We start from the raw sequence: 25,750 nt of genomic DNA, 5'->3' as shown, positions 1-25,750 counted from the left end.
ACATCATTATCATTATCATTCTTGTTCAATTGCTTTAGTACATTACCGATACGTTAATATAAATAGAAATAATACGAGACTAAATAAGGTGGTCCTTACACATGAATCATGAAGCAGATGTTTGTATTGTCGGTGGTGGTCCAGGCGGCGCCCTACTAGGATATTTGCTCGCGAAAAAAGGGATATCAACCATCGTTCTTGAACGTCACACAGGGATCGACAAAGAATTTCGGGGCGAACATCTCAATCAAGACGGGGAACGTGTTTTAAAAAAATATAATCTATATAATGAAGTACAAGAAGCTGGGCTGCTATTAATGGAACGGATCGAATATTGGCAGCATGGTCATGTCATAAAAACCGTTACACCAGGAGCTGGAGAAGAGCACGTCGGTATCCATGTCCCACAGAAGAATCTGTTAAGTGTATTGATTCGCAAATCGGAACCTTATCAGAATTATAAGCTCTTAATGGGGACAAAAGTGACTGATTTAAGCTTTAATAATAATGGAGAGGTTACAGGCCTTTTAGCAACAAAAGGCGATCAAGAAGTAACAATAAAAAGTAAGATTGTCGTTGGCGCAGATGGCCGTTTCTCGACCGTAAGAAGACTTGCTGGTATCCCTTTTTCAACCATTAAACATGGGTATGACTTGCTTTGGGCGAAAATTCCGAGCCCTGAAGGATGGGAGCCAACCATTAAAAATGCCCTAGTCGGCGGTAAACAGCTAGCATTGTTTACCCAGCAGGGCGGATTTATTCAGATTGGCTGGAACATTGAAGAAGATTCCTATCCAATCTTGAAAAAGCAATCATTTGCCCCATTTATGGAGCAAGTGATCGAGGCATTTCCAGAGCTAACGGAAACTGTCCATCAAAATATTCAGTCATGGAACGACTTTATTTTATTAAAAGTACAAAGCAGTCATTCACCGGTATGGGCGAAGGACGGGGTTGTGATCATGGGGGATGCTGCTCATACAATGAGTCCCACCGGTGCGTTCGGAATCAATTGTGCCCTTTTAGATGCGGATGCTTTAGCAGATGTCATCGAGGAAGCACTCGACAAAAATGATCGAAGTGCAGCACAATTAAGAAAATTAGAAGTCGCCCGGCGTGCTGATTCAGAGAAACTACAAAGTCAGCAAATGATAAAAGAACAAACCTTTCAAGACAATTTTAAAATTCCTGCACTGTCAAACGGTGTTTAAAAAATAATAAAAACATGGGATTGGGGAAATGATCATGGAACAAGTTCAATTAAAGGCAGATGTCCTTTCATTATTAGAAGATAAAATTAAATTAATTAATAAAGGTGAAGAGGCCATTTATCTGGTCGGCCCAATTAAGCTGCCTGTTAATTTATATGGGGAAACCATTGAGTTTAAATGGTACAGCTGGTTGAAGACGGACCATGTAACAGAAGATTTTCAACAAGTCATTCAGCACTTATCTTCAGCTAAATTAGCGGAATTTCAACAATCAAGTGTCCTTGTATACGGAGATTTTGAATACGGTGATGATGCCTTGATTCGGATGCATTCTATCTGTCATACTGGCGATATTTTTGGCAGCAAACGCTGTGATTGCGGCTTCCAGTTACGACAATCCATGAAAATGATCGTCGAGCATGGGGCAGGCGCGTTGTTTTACCTAGCTAACCACGAAGGCAGAGGAATCGGTTTATTTAGCAAAGCGATGGCCTATATTCTTCAAGAAAATGGATATGATACAGTTGAGGCGAATGAAGGTTTAGGTTTTGCGGATGATACAAGAAACTATGATGACGCAATTGAGGTATTAAAGGCACTGCGCTCAAAGCCAGTCACCTTAATTACAAACAATCCAAAAAAACTGAAAGCCTTAAAAAATGCAGGTGCCCCGCTCTCCGGCAGAACGCCATTATGGGGCGATGTTTCTGAGTATAATGAGAAATACTTAAAGACAAAAGTTAATAAATCAGGTCATTTAGAGTAGCTTGGATAAGCTTTGAGAAACAGGATGATACGAGCATCATCCTGATATGGCAGGAGGATATGGGTTTTATGAATGATGAATTTTATATGCAATTGGCATTACAGAATGCCCAAGCCATGAAAGGCCAGACCGATCCGAATCCGCTGGTTGGCGCCGTGATTGTCAATGACAATCGAATCTTCGGGGTCGGTGCTCACATGAAAGCCGGCGAACCACATGCCGAAATCCATGCCCTTCGAATGGCAGGAGATCATGCTAAAGGTGCGACCATCTATGTAACCTTAGAACCTTGTTCCCATCATGGGCGGACAGGTCCTTGTGCCGTTGCACTTGTCGAGGCCGGAGTTAAAAAAGTCGTCATCGCGACGTTGGATCCAAATCCTGTTGTCGCGGGTAACGGTGTGAAAATTCTTAAAGATGCCGGGATTGAAGTGGTGATTGGAGTATGCGAGGAAGAATCCCGTCAAATGAATGAAGTATTTAATAAATTCATCATTGAGAAAAAACCATTTGTCACCTTAAAAGCAGCCACCACTCTCGATGGTAAAACGGCTACCTATACGGCCAGCAGCAAATGGATTACTGCTCCAGATGCCCGCCAAGATGTCCATCAGTTAAGAAGTGAAAATATGGCGATTCTTGTTGGGGTCAATACAGGAGTGGAAGACAATCCGGAACTAACCTCAAGAATTCCAAATGGCCGGAATCCGATTCGGGTGATTTTGGACTCAAAGCTCAGAATTCCTTTGAATGCAAAGGTGGTAACCGATCAGCAGGCAGAGACTTGGGTTTTTACTAGTGAGAATTACGATAATGAAAAACGGAAACAGTTAGAGGAACGCGGCATCTCCGTTTTTGTCACAAGCGGTTCAAGTCAAGTGGATCCGGCAGATGTGATGAATACGCTTGGGGAAAAGCTTGTATCTTCTGTCTTAATTGAAGCAGGTGGTACGATCAATGCGGCTCTTTTTGAGAAACAATTAATTGATAAAGTGGTCCTATACATGGCTCCAAAGCTTGTAGGCGGGCAGTCTGCTCCTACCTTTTTAGAAGGAGCAGGAATTGCTGAGATGGGCAATGCTGTTGAGTTATCCAATTTAACCGTTACGCCAGTTGGGCGGGATTTTAAATTTACAGGATATCCGATATATTAAAAAATGGACGGTGCTGGTCACCATCCATTTTTTTTAGATGAAAGAGCAGTTCATTTACTGTAACCGGGGGATGTTGTAGCTAACTGGGCTATGAAGGTGTTCTTCATTTACTGTAATAGGGAGAAATCCGTCTCACTGGGCAATGAAAGAGCTCTTCATTTACCGTAACAGGGCTAATCACCACCTCACCAGGCAATGAAAGTGCTCTTCATTTACCGTAACAGGGCTAATCGCCACCTCATCGGGCAATGAAAAAGCTCTTCATTTACCGTAACAGAGGTAATCGCCACCCCATCGGGCAATGAATAGACATTTCATTTACCCAAACAGAGGAATCGCCTCCTCACCAGGCAATGAAAAGACGTTTCATTTACCCGAACAGAGGATTCGCCACCCCATCGGGTAATCAAAGAGCTCTTCAACAATTAAAATAGGACAAGGAATTTTTCTAAAAGATAAAAAATAGCAATATGAAAGAGGAGTTTACATGAGATTTGGTTTTGATATTGATGATACGCTGATTAATTTAAGAGAGCATGCCTTCCATATTTATAATAAAAAATTAGGCCAAGAAATAGGACTAGAAATTTTTAAGGCATTAAAAAAAGTAGAGATTCATGAACCATTCGGAATGACAGCCGAAGAAGGCTCAAAGATGTGGAAAAGTACGGTAGAGGAAATTTACTACACCGATTGTCCTGCTTTTCCAGGAGCGGTCGAACTGCTGCAAGAGCTAGAAAAGCAGGGTCATGAAATTTATTATATTACGGCACGTTACCAAGAGCATGGCGAACGCACGAAAAAATGGTTATTGGAACAAGGTTTTCCTGTCCATGATGAACGGTTTTTCTGGGGAATGAAGGATCACGAAAAAGTGAATATTATTAAGCAATTACACTTAGATTTTTACTTCGATGATAAGCCAGCGATTTTACAGACTCTTTCAGAAGAAGCTGTAAAAGTTTATCTAAAAGACCAATCCTATAACCGGCACGTAGCAATGCCTCGGATTGTAAACTGGCCGGAGTATCAGGATTTTATGAAGAATTTAGCAGACTAAAAACGAACATCTGCCTCCATCTCAAATGAATTATGATATACTAATTTAGGTTTGTTTTTAGAGAGGGGTTTTATTAGTGGAGTTACCACATGAATCAACTGCACGCGTGAAATCGACATATATATTTTTATTGGTTACTGGGATTGTTTTAGTAGCCTTTAATCTGCGGCCGGCGATTACCTCGGTAGGCCCTTTAGTAGGGATGATTCAAGAGGATGTTGGCCTTGCCCATTGGAGTGCTGGCTTATTAATGAGTTTTCCATTACTTGTTTTTGCTGCCATGTCACCGATTGTTCCAAGGCTGGCTAACCGCTTTTCTAATGAAATGACGTTATTACTTGGCTTAATCTCCCTTGTGATCGGTATCGTGATTCGGTCCATCCCCATGACGTTTTTTCTTTTCACAGGCACTCTTTTTATCGGGGTAGGAATTGCAGTAGGAAATGTCCTTTTGCCTGCCGTGGTAAAGGATAAGTTCCCAGAGAAATTCGGTCTCATGACAAGTGTGTATTCTACTTCAATGGGATTGATTGCATCATTAGCATCAGGATTAAGTGTTCCGCTCGCAAAAGATTTGAATCTTGGCTGGCAGGGAGCCCTGATTGTATGGGGAATACCAGCGGTCATAGCGATTTTGTTATGGACCTATCTGGTTAGATTTAATCAAGGGAATCATAAAGAAATCAAAAAAGCTCCATCAAGTTCAAAGGAAATGTGGCAATCGCCTCTTGCCTGGCAAATTGCCATCTTTATGGGTTTTCAATCGTTTTTATTTTATGTAACGATCTCTTGGTTACCTGAAATTCTCCAAAGTCATGGACTAAGTATGGGAACCGCTGGCTGGATGCTATCGATTACCCAACTAGTCGGACTGCCAGCTAGTTTCTTTATCCCTGTCATCGCAGGACGTTATCGTTCCCAGGTATGGATTGCATTACTATTGGGGTTGTTGTCTATTATTGGTTATGCTGGGTTACTATTAGGATCATCCTATCCTATTTTAATTATTAGTATTATCTTTATTGGGGTTGCACTAGGCGGGAATTTCCCATTGGCGCTAAGTTATATTGGACTTCGCTCTCGGAACGCCAGTCGTGCTGTAGAGTTATCGGGAATGACACAATCAACCGGTTATATCCTAGCCGCAGTAGGCCCTCTGCTTATCGGCTATTTGTTTGATATGACCCATGTGTGGACCATTCCACTTATTGCTCTAACGACCGTCTCTGTCGTTCTTACAGTTTTTGGTATGTTGTCAGGTCGAAATCGGTTTGTATAAAATTAAGACTATAAAAAACCTTGCCAAAACGGCAAGGTTTTCTGTGTTTCTTAAAAATGCCCTTTAATTACGTTTATAAAAAGCTCCCCATTATGGTCTAAGATGCTTTTTGGACATTTACAGTTTGGATTTTACCTTTATTCTTTGAAGAAAGTGTAAATATTGAGACAATTGTAAATACCAACGCTACGGCACCTAATAATTGGTAGGCTCTTTCAAATCCTACAGTATCATACATATTTCCTGCAATGGTAGATAAAAAGATTGATCCTACTTGTTTTGAAAATTGGAACCCAATTAGATAGATGGTTGCTGATAATCTCATATCAAAATTCGCTGAAATATATTTAAATACCGCTACTAATAAAATAGGTACCTCAGCAGCATGCATTAATTTTAATAAACTAATGGCAACTGGCCCCTCAGCAAAACTAGAACCTAGAATTCTGAAAGACATTATAAAACCAGCATAGATAAGAGCACTTTTCGCCCCTACTTTATTGATAATAAATGGTGCAGATATCATGACAATCGCTTCCAGGAAGATCTGCAGAGTTACAAGATTTCCAAAAATCTCTGTACCTTTTTCCGGCGTTGCAAAGAAGTGTGTAAAAAATACTGGAAATTGTTGATCGTATACTTCATAAACACAGCCTACTCCAACTACATACAGCATAAAAAACCAAAATTTCCTGTTTTTAAAAAGCTCCAATGTTGAACCTTTAGGTACTGCTAATTCATTTTCATTTGTAACAATTTTCGAATTTTCTCCACCCATTTTCGCAAAGCTAAACACAACCGCTAAAAGAATGGCTGCAACCGTACAAATCCAATAGATTAGATTTGGATTTGTATTGAATAAATGACCAGTAACAAAAGTACTAGTTGCAGCACCAAAATTTCCAAACACCCTAACCCGGCCATATTCAAAATGATTTACATGACTAACTTTCTCGATATAGGCTTCAATTACTCCTACTCCGCCATTAAAGATAGCCCCCAGATAAGCACCGCCAATGATTACCGCCAGAATAATATGTGTTTTTAACAACGGAGGAAATATATAAATAAAGAATGGTCCAATAAATACTAATAAAAAGATAAAGATCCAAAGTAAATTCTTTTTCAATCCTAACCTATCCGCAATTATTCCAAAGAACGGCTGGTAACAGATAGCAGCGATCGATATAGCTGAGAAAACAATCCCCGTTTTTGTCCCACTTAATCCCCCTACATTTGTTAACCACAGAGACAAAAACATTGTGCTAGCAGCCCAAATAAAGAAATAAAGAAAAAAGAATGCACCAAAAAGCCAATAATTTCTACTTAAATTTTTCATTTTAAATCTCCTCTTAACCTTTTTAATAAAACGATTACATTTATTTAAATAGTTAATTTACATTTCTTTTACTAAAAATAGTTTACCAAATACAGCGCATACATTCAAGACATTTTGAAATTTTTCATATATTTCTTCATATTAAAGTGCTTTTTCTAGTGTTATTCGTATAATTACATGTAAATTTATAGTAAAATAGATCGGTTTTACTAAAATAAAAAAGAGGACCCCTTCAGAAAAGGTCCTCAGAATGTCTTACACATCATTTTATTTACTTCCTTTTAACCTAATCAAATAACCATCCTCTTGCGAGAGATTGAATCCCTATTGAAATCCAACTCCCTCTTCAACTAAATAAAAAACATATTAGATTTTAGGACCTGTACTTTCTCTTAAGACAAGTTCGGTCGGCAAAGTGACTTTTAATGGAATTTCTCTCCCATTTTTAAGTCGATCATATAGAAGTTTAACGGCTGTTTTTCCCATTTCTTCAGTCTGGACTTTCACTGTAGAAAGAGGTGGATTTAAAAAGGCTGAAGCTTCTATATCATCAAAACTAATAACAGAAATATCTTCTGGAACCTTAATACCTGCTTCCTGTAACGCTCTAATGGCTCCAATCGCCATTGGATCACTTGCAATGACAACCGAAGTTGGAATTGATTCATTTCTCATTAATTGTTTCATTAATGTATAACCGCTTTGTGGGCCAAATTCCCCCAAAAGAACGTGTTCCTCTTGATAAAGTCCATTTTCCTTCATTATAGCTTCATAGGTGCTTTTCCGAATATCTTCTTTCTCAAGCATCATCCCATTATTATGAATGCTCCTTATTAACCCCTTTCCGCCGATATACGCAATTTGATTATGTCCCTCACTAAGCAGATAGTTCATAACCTCACAAGTCGCCGCCTTGAAATCCGAGATAATTACATCACAATTTTGTTCTTCCGGTGAAAAATCCACAAATACAATATTATTATTTTTACGATAAACTTCCTTTAGTTCATTTATATTTACATCACCAAGAATAATGAGACCCTCAAGCCCAGCCATAGCCGCAGCGGAAAAACCACTCTTACCTACATTAAAAACAGAGCTAATGTTTAATGAATATTGATCACAAAAACTTTCAATACCTTGCCTAATAGACATGAAATAAGGATCAATGGATTCATCATTTGTTAAAACCAAGCCGATATTATAGGCCTCTTTATTCTTTATTACTTTTTCCTTTTTTCTTCTTAACGGTTTATAATTTAATTTATTTACTACTTCCAACACTTTATTTCGTGTTTCATCTGAAACAGAAAGAAGTGGATCATCATTTAAAACCCTTGAAACCGTGGCAATAGAAACACTGGCCTCTTTTGCAATATCCTTTATTGTTACCATTTTAATCATCTACTCCATTAATTTTCAGTCTTTACTCAATTTTACTTAATTTACATTAATGATAACAGAGAGATCGCTTTCGAACAATATTTTCTTATTGTATTAGATGTTGAATTATAGATAGAGGGTGTATAGGAGATAAACATAAAAAAAAGCTTCTCTATCCAATCACTTCGAGGTGATTTTTAGTTTGAGAAGCTTACGTTATTTGAATCAAAGCCCTAAGAAATTTTAGTGCTAAGTATTTAAGTTTTCTTCAAGTCCTTCAGACCGGTTTGTTCCACAATCCTAGGCCAACTAAGTTTTAATCTGCGGCAAATGGTAGTACTATAAACTTGACCCTTCCTTTTAAACAAATCATAATCGCTTTGGTTTGTTGTACCAATTCGAAGCAATTCTTTTTTTAGATTATCAAGAGTCTCTTCCTTTGTTATCATCGCCGGTCACCTAGACTTTTTTTTCAAGATAAATACCTTGCATTCAAAGGAGGATGCTCTTTCCACAAATTCAGCAGCTTTATTAGAATGTAAACCCATAACAATTATTTGTTCTAACACATTCAGGCTCCTTATAATAAATTCTACTTTGTTATTTTTGTTTTTTGGTTGTTTCAATCACATTAACCAATCTTGCAATAATTTCATTTAACTTCATGTGGCTGGTATCTTTTCCTAGAATAATAGAAGTTTTATACTGCAACTCTTTTTCTTGCTCATTCATAAAAATGCCTCCCTTTTAATTGGTTAGTATTAATGTATAAGGAAGAAAAGGATCTACTTGTTCCATTCGGATTGCTATTCTTATTTCACCTTTTTGAGTAAACTCTTTGAATTCACGCTTTAAACCCGTTATTTACCAAATTGGCACATCTAAAAAGCAGCAAAAAGAATGAAGTTTAATTAACTATCACGTCATATTGAAGCAGCAGGTCTAATGAATTATATACGTTCATGGTTTTCTCTCCCTACTTTGCATATCCGTTTATTTTTGTCTGATGCCAATTCCATGCATCCTTAATAATCTTATCAATTGAAGTTCTTTTAGGATTCCAACCGAGGCTTTGTTTCGCCTTTTCAGAGGACGCGATTAATGTACTTGGGTCACCAGCTCTTCTGCCTTCGATTTTCGCGGGGATTGAATGACCTGTTACAGCTCTCACAGATTCCACGATCTCTTTAACAGAAAAACCTTTACTGCTTCCAAGGTTAAAGATATCGCTGTCCCCGCCATTTTGTAAATAACGTAGTGCTAATAAATGGGCTGCAATTAAATCCTCTACATGAATATAATCACGAATGCAGGTTCCATCCTCCGTATCGTAATCATCGCCAAAAATAGAAATATACTCTCTTTTTCCTAAAGCAACTTGAAGAATAACAGGAATGAGGTGGGTTTCAGGATCGTGGTCCTCACCGATTTCTCCTGTTTCTCTTGCTCCCGCCACATTGAAGTAACGCAATGATACATATTTAATTCCATAAGCAGTGTCACACCACTTCATCAACTTTTCCATTGTTAACTTTGTTTCTCCATAAGCATTGGTTGGTACTGTGGGAGTTTCTTCTGTGATGGGCATACTTTTTTGTTCCCCATACGTTGCAGCACTAGATGAAAAAACGATTGTTTTCACTCCATAATCTTTCATAACTTCCAAAAGAACTTGTGTTCCGTATACATTGTTATCAAAATATTTAATAGGGTTGGTCATTGATTCGCCAACAAGCGAGCTTGCAGCAAAATGGAGGACACCTTCAATTTTTTCATTCTCGAAAACGCTTTGCAAAAACTCCTTATCACGGATGTCACCTTTATAAAATTTCGCTTTTGGGTGAATGGCTTCTTCATGACCTGTCAATAAGTTATCAATAACAACAACGTCAACATTTTGGTCAATTAATTGATAAACAGCATGTGATCCAATATAACCGGCTCCACCAAGAACTAATACACTCATTTTCACAATCCCCATTTCATTTAATGATATTAATAGCACGTACTCGATTTAATTTCTTGTGCACCTTTCCAATACTTGCAACATAGACAGTGACCTCGTAGTTTCTTCAAACTGTTCGGGTTAATATGTTACTATTCATGGTGTTTACAAGCCTCTATTTAGCATTTTACTTTCATAAAATAAACTTAGTTATATTTTATAATTTTAGTTAAAAATATTCAATATTTAGTAAAATATATTTTTTAAAAAATTCCATAAAAAGTAAATATTTTCTATAAGCACTCTACTTATAACCTTATTTAACAAGTTAATAGGAGTTATAATATAATACTAACTTAATTCACTCGTTTACTAGCATTTCCAAAGACAGAATATAATAAAATTACCATGAATTAATTCTGGTTCATTTAACTAAATTTTTACTTAATATTAAAGGACTAAACAAAAAGGTCAACCAGCAATTTGGTTGACCTACGGATTTTTTCCATTATATATGAAGATTTCTTTTTATCATTGATTCAGCAGTTGTTTCATTGCGTTTAATTTCGAAGTAAGCTCAATAAACCATTCTTCATCCCCGGTGGATAAAGCCAAGTCGATTAGGAATTGAATTTGTGCCTTGTTTGACACATTAGAGACAGGCAGCCTCTTCACTCGTTCACCCAGCATCGTAACTTTTTTTCCAATGACCTCATGATTGTCACTTGTAACAACATTTACCCTGACGATTCCTGAAGTATCAAGTGATTCAATATAACCCATGATTAGTTCCCCATCGCGTAATGTTCCCTTAATCCAATCACCTGTTTGTAACAACATTCTTTTCACCTACTTAGTTTAGTTTATTGTACATAATAATTTAATCTGTAACTTTTTTTATTACAATTAAAGTAAAAAGAAATCTGCGATCATCTAACAGTCTCATCCACTTATTGTTCGTGATTGACAAGATCGATAATTTCTTTCAATGTATAGTTCTTTAAATATTCACCCAAATGTTCTTCAGCACCTAAGAATATAGAAAATAAAACTCTTTGCATATTCGCACCAACAATACATCGCTCATTTGAATCAGGACACTTCGGCTGCAGCGCTCCTTCAGAGGTGATCTTATAAATATCCCAAAGATTAACTTCATTTAGCTCCAGAGCAAACAAAAATCCGCCGCCAGGTCCTTCTTTTGATTTTATAATTCCATTTTTCTTTAACAAACTTAGCACTTTACGAATCCGCACAGGGTGTACACAGGCACTCGCTGAAATAGCATCACTTGTCGACATCCGGTCGGGCTGCAGCGCAAGAAAAGTTAAACTATGAATCGCTAGTGTAAAATCACTATTCATGGCCTGCCCTCCTAAGAAATAAAAACTATAGTACAATTATTTTTAGCATCATTAATACTAAACCGTTCCAGATTAGCTTGTCAAATATCTAGCTAATTAAAGCTAGATATCTCCTTTAAGCTAGGGTAAATTTAAACATTCCATTGCTTTTTAACTTGTTCTTCTGCAATCCTTTTAATTTTATCCCAGGCCATTTCCTTTTTCACAAGGACGTTTGTATGATAATTTCTTTCTTTATAATTAACTGTTACGAATACTTCAATCATTTCTCATTTCTCCTTTATTATTTAATCTCTAATTGGCTATTCTTTGTAGTTCGGTATTCAAAAATGTACGAAGCTTACGGGGTAGAAAGCTTCGGATTTCTTCGTCGTTATATCCAACCTGCAATCTTTTTTCGTCCAGAATAATTGGACGCCGCAACATTTTCGGGTGCTCCATGATTAATTTGTAAAAGTCATTAAGCGGTAGAGATTCAATATTTATATTTAGTTCCTGAAATGTCTTCGAATTAGTTGAAATAATTTCACTCGTTCCCTCTTCAGTCAAGCGAAGAATCGATTTTATCTCATCGACAGTAAGGGGATTAGATAATATATTTCTTTCGATATAGTCTATATGATGTTCCTCGAGCCACGCTTTTGCTTTTCGGCAAGAACCACAGCTTGGAGTCGAATAAAGAGTCACCATTCGTTAAACACTCCTTACATATTATTTGGTATACGTGAGATATCAGTTAGTTAGATACCCCAATGTGAGTTGGATGAAACATGGCTTAATTTTACACAATCTAACTTTACATACCCTTAAAATGTAATAAAAATAATTACAGTTCAATTAAAAAAATTTAACCTTCTAACTCATTTATCAGATTCTATACTGTAATTTTAATATTTACAGTTGAAAATGTCAAATGGAAGGTGTTGGCTTGAAAGAAATATTTCATAGCGATTTTGGATACTGGAAGCTTTTCCAAGCAGCTACTTCCTTTAACAGCCAAAACAACAGCCTGCTACAAACCTCTATAAACTAGCAACAATAATCGTAGGGATGCAGCGGCGGCAAAGCTTTATATAACCAGCTCGGTTTTAACGCGGGATCTTTCCAATGCCAAGCACCTAATGCGGCAGCACATGCATCAATCCAATGACTTGGTTCCTCGACCAATACAGGGAGTCCTATTAGTTCTTGCTGATTAAGCCATTCCCAAATAAACATTCGTGATGACAGAACTTGTTTATAGTTCAGCACAAACTCAAATTCATTTTTGGACAGCCTTGAACCCATTACAGCCCCAGGATGTACTTCGACAATGGAGACAGGGTAAGGAGTGTTAAGATTCTCGATTTCTCTTGACAGTTTTATTCCTCTTAGCGTTAAATACACCATTCTATTTAGAGTAGGCGGCATAATTGATCCTGGCTTCATTCCTAATCCGACAATAAACTTTCTAAGCTCACGGTCACCTTGCCTGTCCCCGCCCCCATCCTCGTAGGATAACGGGGCATCTATACCCACCACAACTTCACCTGATTGACTCTGAGCTAAAATTTCATTTAAGATCACCTGGTCACCAACGTTACTGATCCATTTCACAAATTTTAATTGGCTGCCTTGTTTTTCAAATACAGTCAGAACAGTATCCTTATGGTTACTCGGCCCTGATAAATCAATGCCTATTACTCTCATCTTCAATCATCACTTTCTTTAATAAGATCTATTTCGAATTAATTTCTATGGTATTGCTTAAACCTTTTTGAGTGAAATGTTTCTTTACTTTCCAAGAGATCCAATTACATTTTAATTAAGTAATGCAATTTTATCCAACTAAGATAATTAACCATTGATTTAAATATGTAATTCGACTATTATCTAATTAGATATTTATTAAAGCAGGTGTATAAAGAATGCAATTAAACAAAATTGTGGAATTTCATAAAGCTTTAGGCGATCTTACCCGAATTCGTATTATTGCTCTGCTCCAACAGGGTCCACTGCATGGCCAAGCGATTGCTGGAAAGCTTGGACTTAAACCGCCAACGATTACCCACCATATGGCAAAGCTTAGAGAAGTTGGACTAATCAAGGAAAAGCGTGATAAGAACACTATCTATTTTTCACTTAATACGAAAATATTAGAAAGCAGTGCGAAGGCGATTCTAACAGCTGGCACAGGGGGAAAAGCAAGTATGGAAATGTCGGTTACCGCTGAGGAACGGGCAGCTATTATTAATAACTTCTTCACCAAAGATGGAAAACTAAAAAATTACCCAGCCCAACGAAAGAAAAAGCTGGTGGTACTCGAGCACATGGTCAAAGGATTAGAATTTGGAAAAGTGTATCCTGAAAAAGAAATCAATGAATATTTAAAGCAATTTCATGAGGATTATGCGACATTACGGCGTGAGCTTATTATGTGTCAGTATATGTACCGTGAAAATAATCAATATGAATTAAACCCTGTTGAGTTATGGTGGTTGAGCTAAACGAGCGTCTTCCGGCGCTCGGTTTTTTCGCTCAGCTAATTAGATGGTTATAAAATTAGATTTCTATGAAAGAAGGTGCCCGTGATGATCATTTTACGAAAAGAAAAACAGTACCAGAGGTTATTCCTAGCGGGAGTTGTGAATGGAATGGGAGATCGCTTTAGCTCAGTTGCCGTATTAGCACTTGTTTTACAGATAACGGGTTCAGGTTTAGCCGTGGGAATGACTTTAGCGATACGATTAATTCCCTTTGCCTTTTTTGCTCCTATAGGGGGATGGCTGGCAGATCGGTTCTCTAGGAAAGCCATATTAGTAACAACTGATTTAATACGAATTGTATTTGCTCTTTCCTTTTTATGGGTTCACAGTAAAGAGGAACTTTGGATTGTTTATATTAGCTCCTTCCTTCTAGCTGCTGGTGAAGCCATCTATAGCCCCACAAGAAAATCGTCCATCCCTCGGATTGTCAACATGGAGCATCTTTTGAAAGTGAATGGCTTGGAACAAGTACTGATTGGGATCGTCTTAATCGGTGGTGCCTTTTCGGGAGGAATCGTGGCGTTTATCTTTGGACCCCATGTAACCTTTTGGCTCAACGCAGCATCATTCTTAGGTGCTGCAGCTATTATCTCTACAATAAAGTTCCCTGAAAATGAACGAATTACAGAAAACAATGAATCAAAAAAGAAATCGTTATTCGCTGTATTCAAAAGGATTGTTTTGATGTCGGCTGCCGTTCTAATCCTATTCATCTGCGAAATTTTGATTGCATTTATGAATGGAATTGATAATGTCCTGATTAGTGTCTATGCTGTTAATGTTTATCATTTAGGAGATATCGGTGTCGGTCTTTTTTATGGGTCTTTAGGGATTGGGTTAACGTTAAGCTATTCGATAGCCAATCGACTTAGGAAAAACTTCTTAGTCACGGGTTTAGTCTGTTTAATGCTCGAGGGAACATTCCTATTTTTATTAAGTAGAACCCATTTAGTTGTCTTTGCGATTCTTCTATTTTGCCTTGTTGCCTTTGTGTCGGGAATAGGGAATGCCTGCTTTGATACCGTACTGATGAAGGAAATTCCTGAAGAGAATCAGGGAATGATGTTTGGGCTGTTAGCAACGATTGGAAATACGATATTGGGGCTGTCGATGTTTTTAGCTGGGGTTGCTCTAAATTATCTTTCACCTCGATCTTTAGGATTGATAGGTGGGATTGCCTATATACTGATTTCGATTATTTTACTAGCTGCGATCTCATTAAAAGCCTATCGAAAAAGTAGCCTGTCTCATAACGATTTGATTTGAACCGAGATGCCATATAAAAAGGATGCTGATTTAATAAGAAATCAAACTTATTAAATCAGCATCCTTCCTGAGAATTCTATTGTCTCTTCGGAGCAAGTTCCACACCTTGGCGGATTGCCTCCATTAAGCTCTTTTCTTCGACAATTCCCTTACCGGCAATGTCAAATGCTGTTCCGTGGTCAACACTTGTTCGAATAATTGGTAAGCCAACTGTAATGTTAACGCCGGCATCTAAGCCTAATACTTTAACTGGTCCGTGTCCTTGATCATGATACATAGCGACAACGATGTCAAAATCGCCGCGAACAGTTCGGAAAAATAATGTATCTGCTGGTAAAGGACCCACAACGTTAATTCCTTCTTCTTTCGCCTTATTGACGCCAGGAATGACCTTCTCTTCTTCCTCACCGTAACCAAATAAGCCATTTTCACCTGCATGCGGGTTGATTCCACAAACAGCAATTCTTGGGTTTTCAGTTCCGGATTTAGTAAGTGTTTCATGAGCTAACTTGATCACACGGTAGACACGTTCTGGATTAATCATTTTAACAGCATCAATAATACCAACATGTGTTGTCACATGAATAACCTTTAAGTTCGGCGCAGAAAGCATCATCGAAAACTCACTTGTATTGGTTAAATCAGCGAGAATTTCTGTGTGTCCAGGATATCGATGTCCCCCTTTGTGCAAAGCTTCTTTATTTAAAGGAGCTGTACAAATGGCATCAATCTTTTGGTTATTAGCTAAATCAATCGCTTTTGCTAAGTATTCAAATGCAGCATGTCCTGCCTCGGCGGACACTTGTCCAACAGGTAAGTCTTCGCTAAGTAAATTAAGGTCTAAACAATAGACGATTCCGCGTTCAAACGTAAGACCATCAATTTGAGTATCAGTGATGGTTTCAACCGTTAAATCACTATTAACAAATCCTTTTGCGCGATTCAGAATCTTGGTATCACCAATGACAATTGGATTACAAATATCATATATTTCTTGATTTTGAAGGCTTTTCAAAATAATTTCAGGGCCTACTCCTGCGCCGTCCCCCATAGTAATTCCAATAATTGGTTTAATTTCAACCATTTCAAACATCCTCTCTTGTCATAAATTTCAAAGCATTTAGTAATGAATGTTCATTTCCAAAACCGCCGGCCTTCGTAACCGTCCAGTACCTTTGAGCGTTTGTTGCATTACCTAATTTCCCTAAAGGCAATCCCGCTTCTATTTCTGTATACAATTGCATTTGATTCATATTTAGTTGGTTACAGACAGCTTTTGCAGTGTCCCCGCCGGTTAGAATTAATCCATTAATAGTGGGCATTGAATGAACAATGGCTTTAGCAATCACGCCAAGTTCCATGGAAATGGCTTCACTAATTTGTGTATTACCTAGAGAAAGTTCAGTTCCAAGCTGTTTGGTTGCTTCTCTATTTTCAACCGACGAATCCACAAAAAGCACAAAATGTTTCTTGTAGGATTCCTTTGTAAACTCATCGATAATTTCGGATAATCTATAGGTTTTTTTAATTAAATTAACAGGATCTATTTCTACAAAATGAGTATCGGGCATCATCTTTACCATCTCAAGCTGCTGTTTTGTAACCAATGATAGACTAGCTGATACGGTTAATGTTTGTTCGATTCCTAGTGCCTCTTGCTGATTTATTTCCGCTTTTTTTAGTTGTAAGGCATTCGGCAAATATTCAATCAATCCTGCTGATCCAGCCCAAACGGTTTTTTTATTAAACTGTCCAAATGTCTCTGCAATCATCTTTAAGTCATCATCTGTTGCTGCGTCACATATAAACCAAGTGGTGCCATGCCCTGTATTCTCTACAATTTTATTGGTTAAATTCTCGTTTGAGGAGTTTAATAAAGATTGATCGATTAAACAAATCCGATCGTCTACATATTTTTTTAATAGATCCGGAATAAAGCTTTCCTTTACCGGCGTTTTCGGATCCCTGCCAAATTCTGTTTCCGAGACACGTTCACCGTTCACATATTGATAGCCATTAATTGTTTGACGATTCATTTTCGGAAAGGCTGGAGCAACAACAATTATTTCAGGCTGATAAACGGAAACAAGAGCCGCCAATTCGGCGGCTACATTTCCTCGTAATGTTGAGTCCATTTTTTTATATACTTGTTCATACCCTTGTTTCCGAAAGATAGAACTGGCATTCTGAATCGTTTCATATGCAGCTTCTTCACTTAGCGCGCGACTATCAGTATCAATAATTGCGACATCCTCTATTGATTGTAAAGAGGAGTCTTTATAATCAAAGAACACAGTAGAGGATATCCCTATTTTCGATAACTGCACCCCTGCATCATTTGCCCCTGTTAGATCATCCGCAATAATGTAAAAACGTTGCATCATTTACGACTCCTTTATTACTAAATTCTTTCCACACAGTTATACTGTTGCTTTTCGTTGTTCCACTCGTTTTGCATACCAAGTTGTAAGGAGCGGAGTAAAAATGGCCGTAACAATAACCGCTGCTGTAACTTGAAGTGTTGCTGTAGCTGCAATCTCACTATATCCGGTATAAACAGCCGCAACAGCCATTGGTACAGCTGCAGCATTTCCAGCAGTTGATGAAGCGGCAATACCTGCTACACCGTTTCCTCCTGTGATGCGATCAATGATAAATAAGACTATACCTGTAACTACGACTACCGCCACACCTAAGATGACACCAGAAAATCCAGCTTTCACGACATTAGTTAAGTTAATTCCAGCACCGATGGCTAAAGAAAACAATGGAATAATAACGTCTTGTCCCTTACTTAAGAATTCCCGCATTTTTTCATCAAGGTTTCCGAGGATCATTCCAAGTAATAAAGGAAGGATAGCAAACACAAATGCTAACAGTGGGAAACTTGCTAATCCAGCAACCCCAAGAATTAACATCGTAAAGAATGGACCAGATTCAAGAGACATAATGGAATAAGCTGCAACATCCTCTGCTTTCTTTCCTAACTGACCCATAAGTGCCATATAAAGTCCACCGTTTGTATCAGAAAATGCCGCTATAATTGCTAAAGCAGATAACCCTAAGAATAAGTGGTTCTGATCTGGAAAAATGGCTTTAATCAGTAAAGCGATGAGAAATGTTGTTCCAATTTTACCAACCCATAAGCTTACCCCTTTTTTCAAGATGTAACCGGTTGCTTGAAATCGTATAGTTGAACCTAAACAAATATAAAATGCTGCTAGTAGAGCTGAAGTTCCTGTTAATAATCCCCCTGTAAAAGAACTTTTAAATTCTGGTAAATCAAAAATTCCAGGTAAAAATGTACGAATTAACGCTCCAATAAGTAAGGGTATTAACATCATACCGCCTGGAACTTTATCAATCGCTGCTTTAATTCTCATATTAATCATATCCCCTTATGTTGTATTTTTCAACAGTTAAAACACTTGAAATCGATTACATTTATTATTTTAATTCCATTCGACAAAAAATGCAACAGTTTTATTTCAAATAAATTTAGATGAAATGAAACCGTTGCATTTTTAAACTGTTATTAAATTAACTTTTTAACTTACGCCAAAGTGTGGAGCGATTGATATTTAAGCGTTTAGCTGCTTTTGTTTGGTTAAATTCCTCTTCTTCTAACACTTTTTCAATAATTCTCTTCTCGATGTCTTCTAAGGTCCCCATCAAGAAATCGGTGGAAATTCCCACATCTGCTGATCCTTTCTGTTTTAACAGACTTTCAACTAATCCTTTTTCAATGACATAACCCTTTTCCATGAGGACGGCATCTTTTAATATTGCCTTTAATTCTCCTACATTACCTGGCCAATCATACTCCGCCAATAATGCTAACCCATCTTCTCTCATTTTAATGGCAGATGTCCCTAATGTTTGGTTAAAATGAAGAATAAACGACGTCACAAGCTCCTTTAAATCCTCTTTCCGTTCAGCCAAAGAAGGGATATAAATCCGAATGATATCATCACTATATATTTCCCAAGAGTGCTGTAGTTCGATCATTCCAATAATAATTGTTATTCCTCTAACTTTTATAGACCCGATTTTTCTCCAAAGCTCATCTCTTAGTGCCTCATCTAAAAGATCAATAGAATGAATATAGATGGTTTTGATATCCTTATCTACCTTTTCCAGATTGATATCTAGTAAATCCAATGCTTTTATCGAAGCAAATAATCCGTTCCCATGTGTTTTATGGTAATGAATATACTGAGCAATCAATTCCTTTTCGGTACCCCTTTTTCCATTTAAGATAAAACGAGTGTGAGAAAGACAGCGATCAATCATATTTAGACATAAATTCATCGCTTTACTATGGTGAATAATTGGCGGGGGAGCGAGCACATTGACCTTCATAATTTCTTCTGATTCAGGATTAATCTTCAAATGAGAAAATTGACAAAAAAGATAGGAGAATTCTGTTGTCATTATTTTCGTTTTGATTAGTTTTAATGTTTCCCCATTATTATCTTTGATATAGGAGATTTCCTTCCCACTAGCTTCATCCTGATTTGTATCCATAATTAATGGAATTTCATTTATGGGTCTTGACTGGAAAGTAGCCCATTGTTCATAGACAATATCGCCATTGTGTGAAAGAAGCATAAAGTCTTTTGCAGTAATATGTAATAAAGCCTTTAATCGTTCGATCTCCAGCTTATTATTCAGCATCCATCTTGCCACCATTTTCGCTTCCTTAAATGAATCAAATATAGCTTCCCTTCCCGATTGAAGCAATATTCCTAGCAACCCCAATCTTGAAGCTGTTTCATACGTTACGACATCCCCTATGATGAGCTGATACCCTTCATGCTTTAACCTTGATAGTAATGGCTCTGTTTCACTTTCATCATTAATCGTGAAAATATCTATTGGAATATCCAAAAGGTCTATAATCGCCTTTGCTCCGAGAGTAATAGTTGGGAAGCCTACGATCGCCTTCTTCCTGGGAAGATCATTCGCAAGCGTGAAGACTCGAAGCATATCGTAACCAGAAATATGGACATCGATAACAGGAATGCCGACCGTTTCACCAATCAACTTGGCAGTTCCACCACGACTGATGATGACGTCAAATCCTTGTGCTTCTGCCTTTTTTGCTAAAGCAACGCCTTCCTGAAGATTTCCAATTTCAATGTGAAGATCTATTTCAGTCTCTTCATACCGACACTCTTCTATTAAATTCTCCATAGCGGCATACGGGGCCACAAACAATGCTTTTATCTTCATTCGTACCACACCTATATCCTTTAAATTCTAGTCTAGTCATAGCATAAGTCGAAGGGGATTGCAATGAGAAGAAGATTATTGAGTTAAAAGCTATCAACTAGAAATGTTTTCCGACACTTTATATGTACCAAGAGATTTAACGATGCAATTAATCGTTTGATTAACTTTTGTATCAATCAGTATCTGGTGCTTCAGTACTCTCTCAACAAGAATTTTTAAATAAAGATGATATTATTACTAATAAATAATTACAAATAGGAGGCATCATGAAAAAGCTTGTAAAAGTAGTGGCAGCGATTATTGAAAATGAAAACCAAGAAATTCTATGTGCTATAAGATCACCTGAAATGTCTATACCAAATATGTGGGAGTTCCCTGGTGGGGAAAGTAGAAGCAAATGAAGACATTTTCTCAGCATTAGAGAGAGAAATTACTGAAGAGTTAGGTTGTAAAATAGAGACATACAAAGAAGTATTTAATGACAATACCCATGAATACGAAACGTTTATTATCAATTTAATCTCAATCAAATGTAGAGTTGTTGAAGGTACCCCAACAAAGATTGAGTATTCAAAACTCATTTGGTTAAAAAGAGAAAATCTTGATTCACTTAAATGGACCCCAGCTGATATTCCCGCAGTTGAACAACTCATTAATGAAAAGTAGTCTTCTCAAAATGAGAAGACTACACTTTTTTTGTAAACTCTGTATAAAAACTTGCAGGAACTTCAGTTTCTAATTCCATTCTTACTGTAAGCGGGTTGCCATTTGGAGATCAATATAGATCTAAAACTGTTTCCTTTTTTGCAAAGACCTGTTTTAGTTGTTTTCTAGCCCGATATATCCGCGTCTTGACCGTTGTTGACTTCAAACCGAGCAGCCGTGCGATTTCATTTTCCTTTAGATCATAATTCACCTTAAGGGTAAGCACCTCTTGGAACTCCTTTGATAGGCTTTCCATTGACCTGCCCACATCCTCTTGAAGAAAACGTATGCCTGCCATTTCCTCGGTATCCATTCCATTTTTCTTATGATTCATGATAGGTTCCATTTGAGCAGCGTCAACTGTTATCCATCTATTTCTTTTTTCCGATCGCAAAAAATCGATCGCAGTCCTGGCTGTTATGATCGACAGCCAGGCACCTACTTTTTTCGTATCTTCGATTGTATCTATTTTTTTAAATGCCTTTATAAATGTTTCCTGAACAATGTCCTCTGCCCAACGCCTGTCATGTGTGTAACTGAAGGCAATATAGAGCAGACCGTTGGCGTACTCAGAATAGACTTGGTTAAAATCAATCGTGCTCAGGTTCTCCACCATCCTATTTGAAATGATCCTTCATGAACTCCGGTGCATGCTTTTCATCAAAGAACATGACTTCATAATAATGGCCAGTGCGGAAGTAAAAGACAGCCATGTATTCGTGATTCGAGTTCATACTTGCGTTATTTAACATTTGATCAATTTGACCCTTATTGGTTACGTCTAAGGCCTCTTTACTTTTTTCAATTTCACGTTTAATTTTTTCGATATCTTCAGGATTTTCAATGCCGCCTTCTTTTGCTACAAGTACATGAGTGACATCATCTGAGCTTGGCATGGCGTCTTTCAGCATTTCTTTTTGTTTTAGCCATTGAGTTAAATTTTGATAGTTTGGCTTAAACTCAAGACTCATAAAGCGGTCACTGCCTAGATAGACTTCAATCGATGAGCCCTTAAAGTACCGGCTGTCTTCATATGATTCTGCCAATACATCTTTCCTTAAAGCTGCAATCACTTCTTTTATATCGTTAGAATTAGACAAGGTCACTCCGTTGGAAACTGGTCCAGCACCCATCGTCAGGGATTTAATTTTATTCTCGGTTAGTTTAAAAATCTCATTTGTGGATTGCTTATATTCCTTCGATTCATAGACGGGTTTGAGAAAGTCCTCATAAAGACGTTCATTTACACTGTATTCCCTTGTCACTTTGCTCCCATTTTTCAATTCATATTGAATATAGAAATTCACAGATTGGCGCTCTTTCTTTGTCTGATTGAGTTTTTTATCAGAAAGAAGCTGCTCGTGAAGCCTGCGGACGGCCTTAATATTTGCTTTTTCCTTCATCGGCAATGGCGTATAGTATTCTCTGTAAATATCATCTTTTGCATAAAAACCCAATTGATTGGAGAACAGGACGATTTTAATTTGTTCTTCTTCAGGAACTTTATTTTCATAGATTCCTAGAATTTGAACGCCTATACCCATGACAGCGATTATGGCTAAATAAACAATTAAGCCTTTTATACGTCCGAAAACCCGCCACGTTTTTCTTAAGATCATTTCAGCTCCTAAATAGCCAATCACAGCCCCGATCACATAACCGAAAACGGTCCAGCTAAAGCTTTGATAGGAAACCTCTTGAAAATAGGAACCACCCAGAAGCATCACACAGAATGTAACCCCATATTTAAAAACGGAACGTAATTTCGGAAAGGCAATCGCCTCGGAAGCTGCTTCGAGGTTTCTTTTTTTATAGAAAAACAGTGAAAGTCCATATAGTACGATCGTTAAAATCATATAAACAATCCCATCGTTCCATCGAAACTTCCTGCCATCGAGGACAGCCGCATAGGTAATGGGGGACAATTTTTCAAGCTGTCGATTGAGAAAATAATCCCCTGGAAAACCATAGAGTACTATTTTTAAATTAAAAAATACCAACATCGTAATCCCGATTGGGAAGAAGAGAAAAACATAAGCTAGAACTGCCTGAACGATGGACATTCCTGTCATCATGGCAATAAACAAAGCGGCTGAGTATAACAGCAAAGTAATTATTATTGTCGTCCCCGCCCAGTAGAAAATATCCTTTATACTATACAAGGCACTGATGTCTAGAATGTTATGCATAAAAAGGATAATGAGTGTAATGACGGCAATAGGCAGGATTAAAAATATCATCCCGGTAAGCGCATATTGATGAAAAATCCTATCCCTTTTAAGAGGGATACTATGCATCAGGTCGGCTGCTTGTTTCACATGAAGAAAACGAAACAAGAATACTGCCAAGATGACTGGGACAATAACCATTAGCCCAATTTGAAAGGAAAAATTAACAAGAAACAGATTGTTAGGTTGTGGATAATAACTTTTGGTTTCATCAGAGATGATCATTAATAATTGAATCGGCAAAATAAATAGCAACGCTAGAAAGTAAACAATTGAAACCCAGCCCGTACTACGGCCAATTTGAAGCAGTAATTCTTTTTTAAACCAAGACATTCTTGATAGCATAGCCGATATCCCCCATTTCATATATAAAGATCTCCTCAAGCGTAAGAGGAAGCAAGTCAAAAATGACAGGGTTTGTTTGCAGGATTTTTCTCTCTATTTCATCTTCATCTCCTCTGACAATGAAAAGGTACACGCTTCCCCGCTTTTCTGTATGAAGAGGATTAAGATTTAATAGAAGCTTTTCTGGAGGAGTACCATTTTTATAAGCAACCTGTATTTTATGAATATCAGCTTTCAGATCATCCAATTCTTTTTCGATTAAGAGTGTGCCTTTATGGATAATCCCGATATGATCACAAATATCTTCAATCTCACGAAGATTATGTGAGGATATTAAAATGGTCATATCTCTTTCGGCCACATCATGAATCAACAGGTTTTTCACCTTTTTCCTGACAACTGGGTCAAGCCCATCCAATGGCTCATCCAAAATGAGGATCTCCGGATTGGAGGAAAGAGCGAGAATGAAGGCAATCTGTCGCTGCCATCCCTTTGAGAAGGTATGGATCTTTTTATTCACATTCAGCTCAAATAACTCGGCCAAGCTTCGGAACCGTTCCTCCTCCCAGGTTGGGTAACAGCTTTTATAAAAACGGGCCATTTGCTTTGCAGTATATTGCGAGAAGAAGTAGGGCTGGTCTGGTATGTAAAAGACTTTTTGCTTTAGACTGATATTTTCAAATACTCTTTCCCCATTAATTGTTACTTCTCCCTGATCCTGGCGATAAATTCCTGCCAACAGTTTAATTAAAGTGGTTTTCCCTGCACCATTTGATCCGATCAGTCCGTAAATGGAGCCTTTGTTAATGGATAAATTGACTTTTTCCAGTGCAATAAACCGATCAAATTTTTTGCTGACACCTTTCATTTCAATCATTGCTTTCGCCTCCCCCTTTTGCTTTGTCCAGGTCTTGAATTAATTGGATGATGTCACTCGCTGGGATTCCCAGGTACAAAGCTTCTACGACTAACTTTTCAAGATCCTTTCGTACAGCCTCTATTTTCTCTACATCCTTTATTTGATTATTGGGATTAACGAAGCTGCCTTTTCCTTTAATGGAATAGATAAATCCTTGGATTTCCAATTCTCGATAAGCCTTTTGGATCGTATTCGGATTGATTGTGAGTTCTGTGGCTAATGTTCTTACGGATGGCAGCTGTTCATCAGGTTTTAATACTTCATTCATGATAAGCTCCTTCATTTTTTCTACCAACTGTTCGTATATCGGCTTCCGGCTCCTTATGTCTAGCTCAAACATAACGGGTGCCTCCAATCTGTATTAAGTGTACTATTATTCGTAGTACAGTTTGTATTATATTCCAAAAGCTACCAAAATGGAATAGCTTTTTCATTTTTTTATGAAACGATTTTTTTGCAGCATTTTTTAGATTTTTTACACCTTTGTTCAACCATTCACATAATAACCAACACCAACTGCCCCCATTTTAACGTTAAGATTTAAGTTATAAAAACTCCCTTTTAGAATCTTTTTTTCAAAAATGATATAGTATTACTAATAATCAGCTTCTAGGAGGTTACCATTGAAAAAACTTGTAAAAGTAGTCGCAGCGATCATTGAAAACGAACAGCAAGAAATTCTATGTGCTTTAAGGTCCCCCGAAATGTCGATTCCAAATATGTGGGAATTTCCAGGAGGGAAAGTGGAAGTAAATGAGGACATTTATTCAGCGCTAAAAAGGGAAATTGATGAAGAGTTGGGCTGTAAGATTGAGACATTTAATGAAGTTTTTAATGACAACACACATGAATACGAAACATTTATTGTCAATTTGATATCAATTAAATGTAGAGTAGTAAAGGGAACACCAACTCCAAGTGAGCATTCAAAGTTGATCTGGTTAAAAAGAGAAAACTTAGAGTCGCTCAAGTGGGCACCGGCGGATGTTCCAGCAGTTCAACAATTAATCCAAGAAAAATAGTCTT

General features: G+C 37.5%; 26 protein-coding genes and 1 pseudogene. 9 read left to right on the top strand and 18 right to left on the bottom strand.

The window, feature by feature from the left end; genetic code table 11:
* The first annotated feature begins 101 nt into the window (after positions 1-101).
* The 5 genes from L1999_RS03610 (at position 102) to L1999_RS03590 (ending at position 5,470) form a co-directional block, all read left to right on the top strand.
* A complete protein-coding gene (locus tag L1999_RS03610; protein WP_235742284.1) occupies positions 102-1,211 on the top strand; it encodes an FAD-dependent monooxygenase in 1,110 nt (369 codons plus the stop codon).
* A 34-nt stretch (positions 1,212-1,245) separates the two neighbouring features.
* The gene (locus L1999_RS03605; RefSeq protein WP_235742282.1) at positions 1,246-1,977 is read left to right on the top strand and encodes a GTP cyclohydrolase II; all 732 of its coding nucleotides are present in this window, start codon (positions 1,246-1,248) and stop codon (positions 1,975-1,977) included.
* 68 nt (positions 1,978-2,045) lie between these two features.
* Positions 2,046-3,131: a bifunctional diaminohydroxyphosphoribosylaminopyrimidine deaminase/5-amino-6-(5-phosphoribosylamino)uracil reductase RibD gene (gene ribD / locus L1999_RS03600; RefSeq protein ID WP_235742281.1), complete on the top strand. Its 1,086-nt coding sequence runs from the start codon at positions 2,046-2,048 to the stop codon at positions 3,129-3,131.
* 487 nt (positions 3,132-3,618) lie between these two features.
* A complete protein-coding gene (locus L1999_RS03595; protein WP_235742279.1) occupies positions 3,619-4,191 on the top strand; it encodes a 5' nucleotidase, NT5C type in 573 nt (190 codons plus the stop codon).
* Positions 4,192-4,267: 76 nt separating this feature from the next.
* A complete protein-coding gene (locus L1999_RS03590) occupies positions 4,268-5,470 on the top strand; it encodes a CynX/NimT family MFS transporter (RefSeq protein ID WP_235742278.1) in 1,203 nt (400 codons plus the stop codon).
* A 97-nt stretch (positions 5,471-5,567) separates the two neighbouring features.
* On the opposite strand, the gene L1999_RS03585 is transcribed toward L1999_RS03590, so the two are convergent.
* The 10 genes from L1999_RS03585 to L1999_RS03545 all read right to left on the bottom strand — a co-directional run bounded on the left by L1999_RS03585 (position 5,568) and on the right by L1999_RS03545 (position 13,190).
* Positions 5,568-6,809 carry an MFS transporter gene (locus tag L1999_RS03585; protein ID WP_235742277.1) on the bottom strand — a complete coding sequence of 414 codons (1,242 nt, stop codon included), beginning with the start codon at positions 6,807-6,809 and terminating at the stop codon, positions 5,568-5,570.
* 366 nt (positions 6,810-7,175) lie between these two features.
* Entirely contained in the window at positions 7,176-8,204 is a 1,029-nt protein-coding gene (locus L1999_RS03580; RefSeq protein ID WP_235742276.1) for a LacI family DNA-binding transcriptional regulator, read from the bottom strand.
* 245 nt (positions 8,205-8,449) lie between these two features.
* Positions 8,450-8,641: a hypothetical protein gene (locus L1999_RS03575; protein ID WP_235742275.1), complete on the bottom strand. Its 192-nt coding sequence runs from the start codon at positions 8,639-8,641 to the stop codon at positions 8,450-8,452.
* A gap of 151 nt (positions 8,642-8,792) precedes the next feature.
* Positions 8,793-8,924: a hypothetical protein gene (locus tag L1999_RS29525; protein WP_275677363.1), complete on the bottom strand. Its 132-nt coding sequence runs from the start codon at positions 8,922-8,924 to the stop codon at positions 8,793-8,795.
* 244 nt (positions 8,925-9,168) lie between these two features.
* A complete protein-coding gene (gene galE, locus L1999_RS03570; RefSeq protein WP_235742274.1) occupies positions 9,169-10,158 on the bottom strand; it encodes a UDP-glucose 4-epimerase GalE in 990 nt (329 codons plus the stop codon).
* Between the two features lie 510 nt (positions 10,159-10,668).
* Positions 10,669-10,977, bottom strand: coding sequence for an IDEAL domain-containing protein (locus tag L1999_RS03565; RefSeq protein WP_235742272.1), 309 nt, complete (start codon positions 10,975-10,977; stop codon positions 10,669-10,671).
* A 110-nt stretch (positions 10,978-11,087) separates the two neighbouring features.
* Entirely contained in the window at positions 11,088-11,501 is a 414-nt protein-coding gene (locus L1999_RS03560; RefSeq protein ID WP_235742270.1) for an RrF2 family transcriptional regulator, read from the bottom strand.
* Between the two features lie 131 nt (positions 11,502-11,632).
* Complete coding sequence (locus L1999_RS03555) at positions 11,633-11,767, bottom strand: BA3454 family stress response protein (RefSeq protein WP_235742269.1); 135 nt, start codon at positions 11,765-11,767, stop codon at positions 11,633-11,635.
* Positions 11,768-11,795: 28 nt separating this feature from the next.
* Positions 11,796-12,191, bottom strand: a complete 396-nt coding sequence (gene spxA / locus L1999_RS03550; RefSeq protein ID WP_235742267.1) for a transcriptional regulator SpxA — start codon at positions 12,189-12,191, stop codon at positions 11,796-11,798.
* A 339-nt stretch (positions 12,192-12,530) separates the two neighbouring features.
* The gene (locus tag L1999_RS03545; RefSeq protein ID WP_235742266.1) at positions 12,531-13,190 is read right to left on the bottom strand and encodes a DUF429 domain-containing protein; all 660 of its coding nucleotides are present in this window, start codon (positions 13,188-13,190) and stop codon (positions 12,531-12,533) included.
* 218 nt (positions 13,191-13,408) lie between these two features.
* Here L1999_RS03545 and L1999_RS03540 point away from each other — a divergent pair, with 218 nt between their 5' ends.
* Positions 13,409-13,987 carry a DUF2087 domain-containing protein gene (locus L1999_RS03540; protein ID WP_235742265.1) on the top strand — a complete coding sequence of 193 codons (579 nt, stop codon included), beginning with the start codon at positions 13,409-13,411 and terminating at the stop codon, positions 13,985-13,987.
* An 84-nt stretch (positions 13,988-14,071) separates the two neighbouring features.
* A complete protein-coding gene (locus tag L1999_RS03535) occupies positions 14,072-15,292 on the top strand; it encodes an MFS transporter (RefSeq protein WP_235742264.1) in 1,221 nt (406 codons plus the stop codon).
* Positions 15,293-15,368: 76 nt separating this feature from the next.
* On the opposite strand, the gene pdxA is transcribed toward L1999_RS03535, so the two are convergent.
* From pdxA to L1999_RS03515, 4 genes are all read right to left on the bottom strand, one after another.
* Positions 15,369-16,376, bottom strand: coding sequence for a 4-hydroxythreonine-4-phosphate dehydrogenase PdxA (gene pdxA / locus L1999_RS03530; RefSeq protein ID WP_235742263.1), 1,008 nt, complete (start codon positions 16,374-16,376; stop codon positions 15,369-15,371).
* Position 16,377: 1 nt separating this feature from the next.
* On the bottom strand, positions 16,378-17,676 hold the full coding sequence (locus L1999_RS03525; RefSeq protein WP_235742261.1) for a four-carbon acid sugar kinase family protein: 1,299 nt from the start codon (positions 17,674-17,676) through the stop codon (positions 16,378-16,380).
* A 36-nt stretch (positions 17,677-17,712) separates the two neighbouring features.
* Positions 17,713-18,675, bottom strand: a complete 963-nt coding sequence (locus L1999_RS03520) for a 2-keto-3-deoxygluconate permease (protein WP_235742259.1) — start codon at positions 18,673-18,675, stop codon at positions 17,713-17,715.
* A 157-nt stretch (positions 18,676-18,832) separates the two neighbouring features.
* Positions 18,833-20,527, bottom strand: coding sequence for a sigma-54-dependent Fis family transcriptional regulator (locus L1999_RS03515; RefSeq protein WP_235742258.1), 1,695 nt, complete (start codon positions 20,525-20,527; stop codon positions 18,833-18,835).
* 266 nt (positions 20,528-20,793) lie between these two features.
* On the opposite strand from L1999_RS03515, the pseudogene L1999_RS03510 reads away from it, so the two are divergent.
* Positions 20,794-21,193, top strand: a pseudogene (locus L1999_RS03510) ((deoxy)nucleoside triphosphate pyrophosphohydrolase).
* A 109-nt stretch (positions 21,194-21,302) separates the two neighbouring features.
* Here the strand turns inward: L1999_RS03510 and L1999_RS03505 are convergent.
* The 4 genes from L1999_RS03505 to L1999_RS03490 are packed head-to-tail and all read right to left on the bottom strand — an operon-like array spanning position 21,303 to position 25,064.
* Positions 21,303-21,848 carry an RNA polymerase sigma factor gene (locus tag L1999_RS03505; protein ID WP_235742257.1) on the bottom strand — a complete coding sequence of 182 codons (546 nt, stop codon included), beginning with the start codon at positions 21,846-21,848 and terminating at the stop codon, positions 21,303-21,305.
* Position 21,849: 1 nt separating this feature from the next.
* Positions 21,850-23,805: a DUF6449 domain-containing protein gene (locus L1999_RS03500; protein WP_235742256.1), complete on the bottom strand. Its 1,956-nt coding sequence runs from the start codon at positions 23,803-23,805 to the stop codon at positions 21,850-21,852.
* Positions 23,780-24,682, bottom strand: a complete 903-nt coding sequence (locus L1999_RS03495; protein WP_235742254.1) for an ABC transporter ATP-binding protein — start codon at positions 24,680-24,682, stop codon at positions 23,780-23,782. Before L1999_RS03495 ends, L1999_RS03500 begins: the two co-directional genes overlap by 26 nt.
* Complete coding sequence (locus L1999_RS03490; RefSeq protein ID WP_235742253.1) at positions 24,675-25,064, bottom strand: GntR family transcriptional regulator; 390 nt, start codon at positions 25,062-25,064, stop codon at positions 24,675-24,677. Before L1999_RS03490 ends, L1999_RS03495 begins: the two co-directional genes overlap by 8 nt.
* Before the next feature lie 283 nt (positions 25,065-25,347).
* On the opposite strand from L1999_RS03490, the gene L1999_RS03485 reads away from it, so the two are divergent.
* Positions 25,348-25,746, top strand: coding sequence for a (deoxy)nucleoside triphosphate pyrophosphohydrolase (locus L1999_RS03485; RefSeq protein WP_235742251.1), 399 nt, complete (start codon positions 25,348-25,350; stop codon positions 25,744-25,746).
* Positions 25,747-25,750: the final 4 nt, after the last annotated feature.

Source organism: Neobacillus drentensis (genome assembly GCF_021560175.1).
Taxonomy (GTDB): Bacteria; Bacillota; Bacilli; order Bacillales; family Cytobacillaceae; genus Neobacillus; species Neobacillus drentensis_A.
The sequence above is the reverse complement of the archived record's forward strand: the minus strand, read 5'-3'. Positions and strand labels throughout refer to the sequence as shown.

Bases quoted from the DNA above. Each gene is read 5' to 3' on its own strand.
- L1999_RS03610 (WP_235742284.1), top strand. From the start codon at position 102: ATGAATCATGAAGCAGATGTTTGTATTGTCGGTGGTGGTCCAGGCGGC.
- L1999_RS03595 (WP_235742279.1), top strand. From the start codon at position 3,619: ATGAGATTTGGTTTTGATATTGATGATACGCTGATTAATTTAAGAGAG.
- spxA (WP_235742267.1), bottom strand. From the start codon at position 12,191: ATGGTGACTCTTTATTCGACTCCAAGCTGTGGTTCTTGCCGAAAAGCA.
- L1999_RS03490 (WP_235742253.1), bottom strand. From the start codon at position 25,064: ATGTTTGAGCTAGACATAAGGAGCCGGAAGCCGATATACGAACAGTTG.
- L1999_RS03495 (WP_235742254.1), bottom strand. From the start codon at position 24,682: ATGATTGAAATGAAAGGTGTCAGCAAAAAATTTGATCGGTTTATTGCA.
- L1999_RS03500 (WP_235742256.1), bottom strand. From the start codon at position 23,805: ATGCTATCAAGAATGTCTTGGTTTAAAAAAGAATTACTGCTTCAAATT.
- L1999_RS03525 (WP_235742261.1), bottom strand. From the start codon at position 17,676: ATGATGCAACGTTTTTACATTATTGCGGATGATCTAACAGGGGCAAAT.
- L1999_RS03565 (WP_235742272.1), bottom strand. From the start codon at position 10,977: ATGTTGTTACAAACAGGTGATTGGATTAAGGGAACATTACGCGATGGG.
- L1999_RS03540 (WP_235742265.1), top strand. From the start codon at position 13,409: ATGCAATTAAACAAAATTGTGGAATTTCATAAAGCTTTAGGCGATCTT.
- pdxA (WP_235742263.1), bottom strand. From the start codon at position 16,376: ATGGTTGAAATTAAACCAATTATTGGAATTACTATGGGGGACGGCGCA.
- L1999_RS03560 (WP_235742270.1), bottom strand. From the start codon at position 11,501: ATGAATAGTGATTTTACACTAGCGATTCATAGTTTAACTTTTCTTGCG.
- L1999_RS03575 (WP_235742275.1), bottom strand. From the start codon at position 8,641: ATGATAACAAAGGAAGAGACTCTTGATAATCTAAAAAAAGAATTGCTT.
- L1999_RS03520 (WP_235742259.1), bottom strand. From the start codon at position 18,675: ATGAGAATTAAAGCAGCGATTGATAAAGTTCCAGGCGGTATGATGTTA.
- L1999_RS03605 (WP_235742282.1), top strand. From the start codon at position 1,246: ATGGAACAAGTTCAATTAAAGGCAGATGTCCTTTCATTATTAGAAGAT.
- ribD (WP_235742281.1), top strand. From the start codon at position 2,046: ATGAATGATGAATTTTATATGCAATTGGCATTACAGAATGCCCAAGCC.
- L1999_RS03535 (WP_235742264.1), top strand. From the start codon at position 14,072: ATGATCATTTTACGAAAAGAAAAACAGTACCAGAGGTTATTCCTAGCG.
- L1999_RS03505 (WP_235742257.1), bottom strand. From the start codon at position 21,848: ATGGTGGAGAACCTGAGCACGATTGATTTTAACCAAGTCTATTCTGAG.
- L1999_RS03580 (WP_235742276.1), bottom strand. From the start codon at position 8,204: ATGGTAACAATAAAGGATATTGCAAAAGAGGCCAGTGTTTCTATTGCC.
- L1999_RS03555 (WP_235742269.1), bottom strand. From the start codon at position 11,767: ATGATTGAAGTATTCGTAACAGTTAATTATAAAGAAAGAAATTATCAT.
- L1999_RS03515 (WP_235742258.1), bottom strand. From the start codon at position 20,527: ATGAAGATAAAAGCATTGTTTGTGGCCCCGTATGCCGCTATGGAGAAT.
- L1999_RS03585 (WP_235742277.1), bottom strand. From the start codon at position 6,809: ATGAAAAATTTAAGTAGAAATTATTGGCTTTTTGGTGCATTCTTTTTT.
- galE (WP_235742274.1), bottom strand. From the start codon at position 10,158: ATGAGTGTATTAGTTCTTGGTGGAGCCGGTTATATTGGATCACATGCT.
- L1999_RS29525 (WP_275677363.1), bottom strand. From the start codon at position 8,924: ATGAATGAGCAAGAAAAAGAGTTGCAGTATAAAACTTCTATTATTCTA.
- L1999_RS03545 (WP_235742266.1), bottom strand. From the start codon at position 13,190: ATGAGAGTAATAGGCATTGATTTATCAGGGCCGAGTAACCATAAGGAT.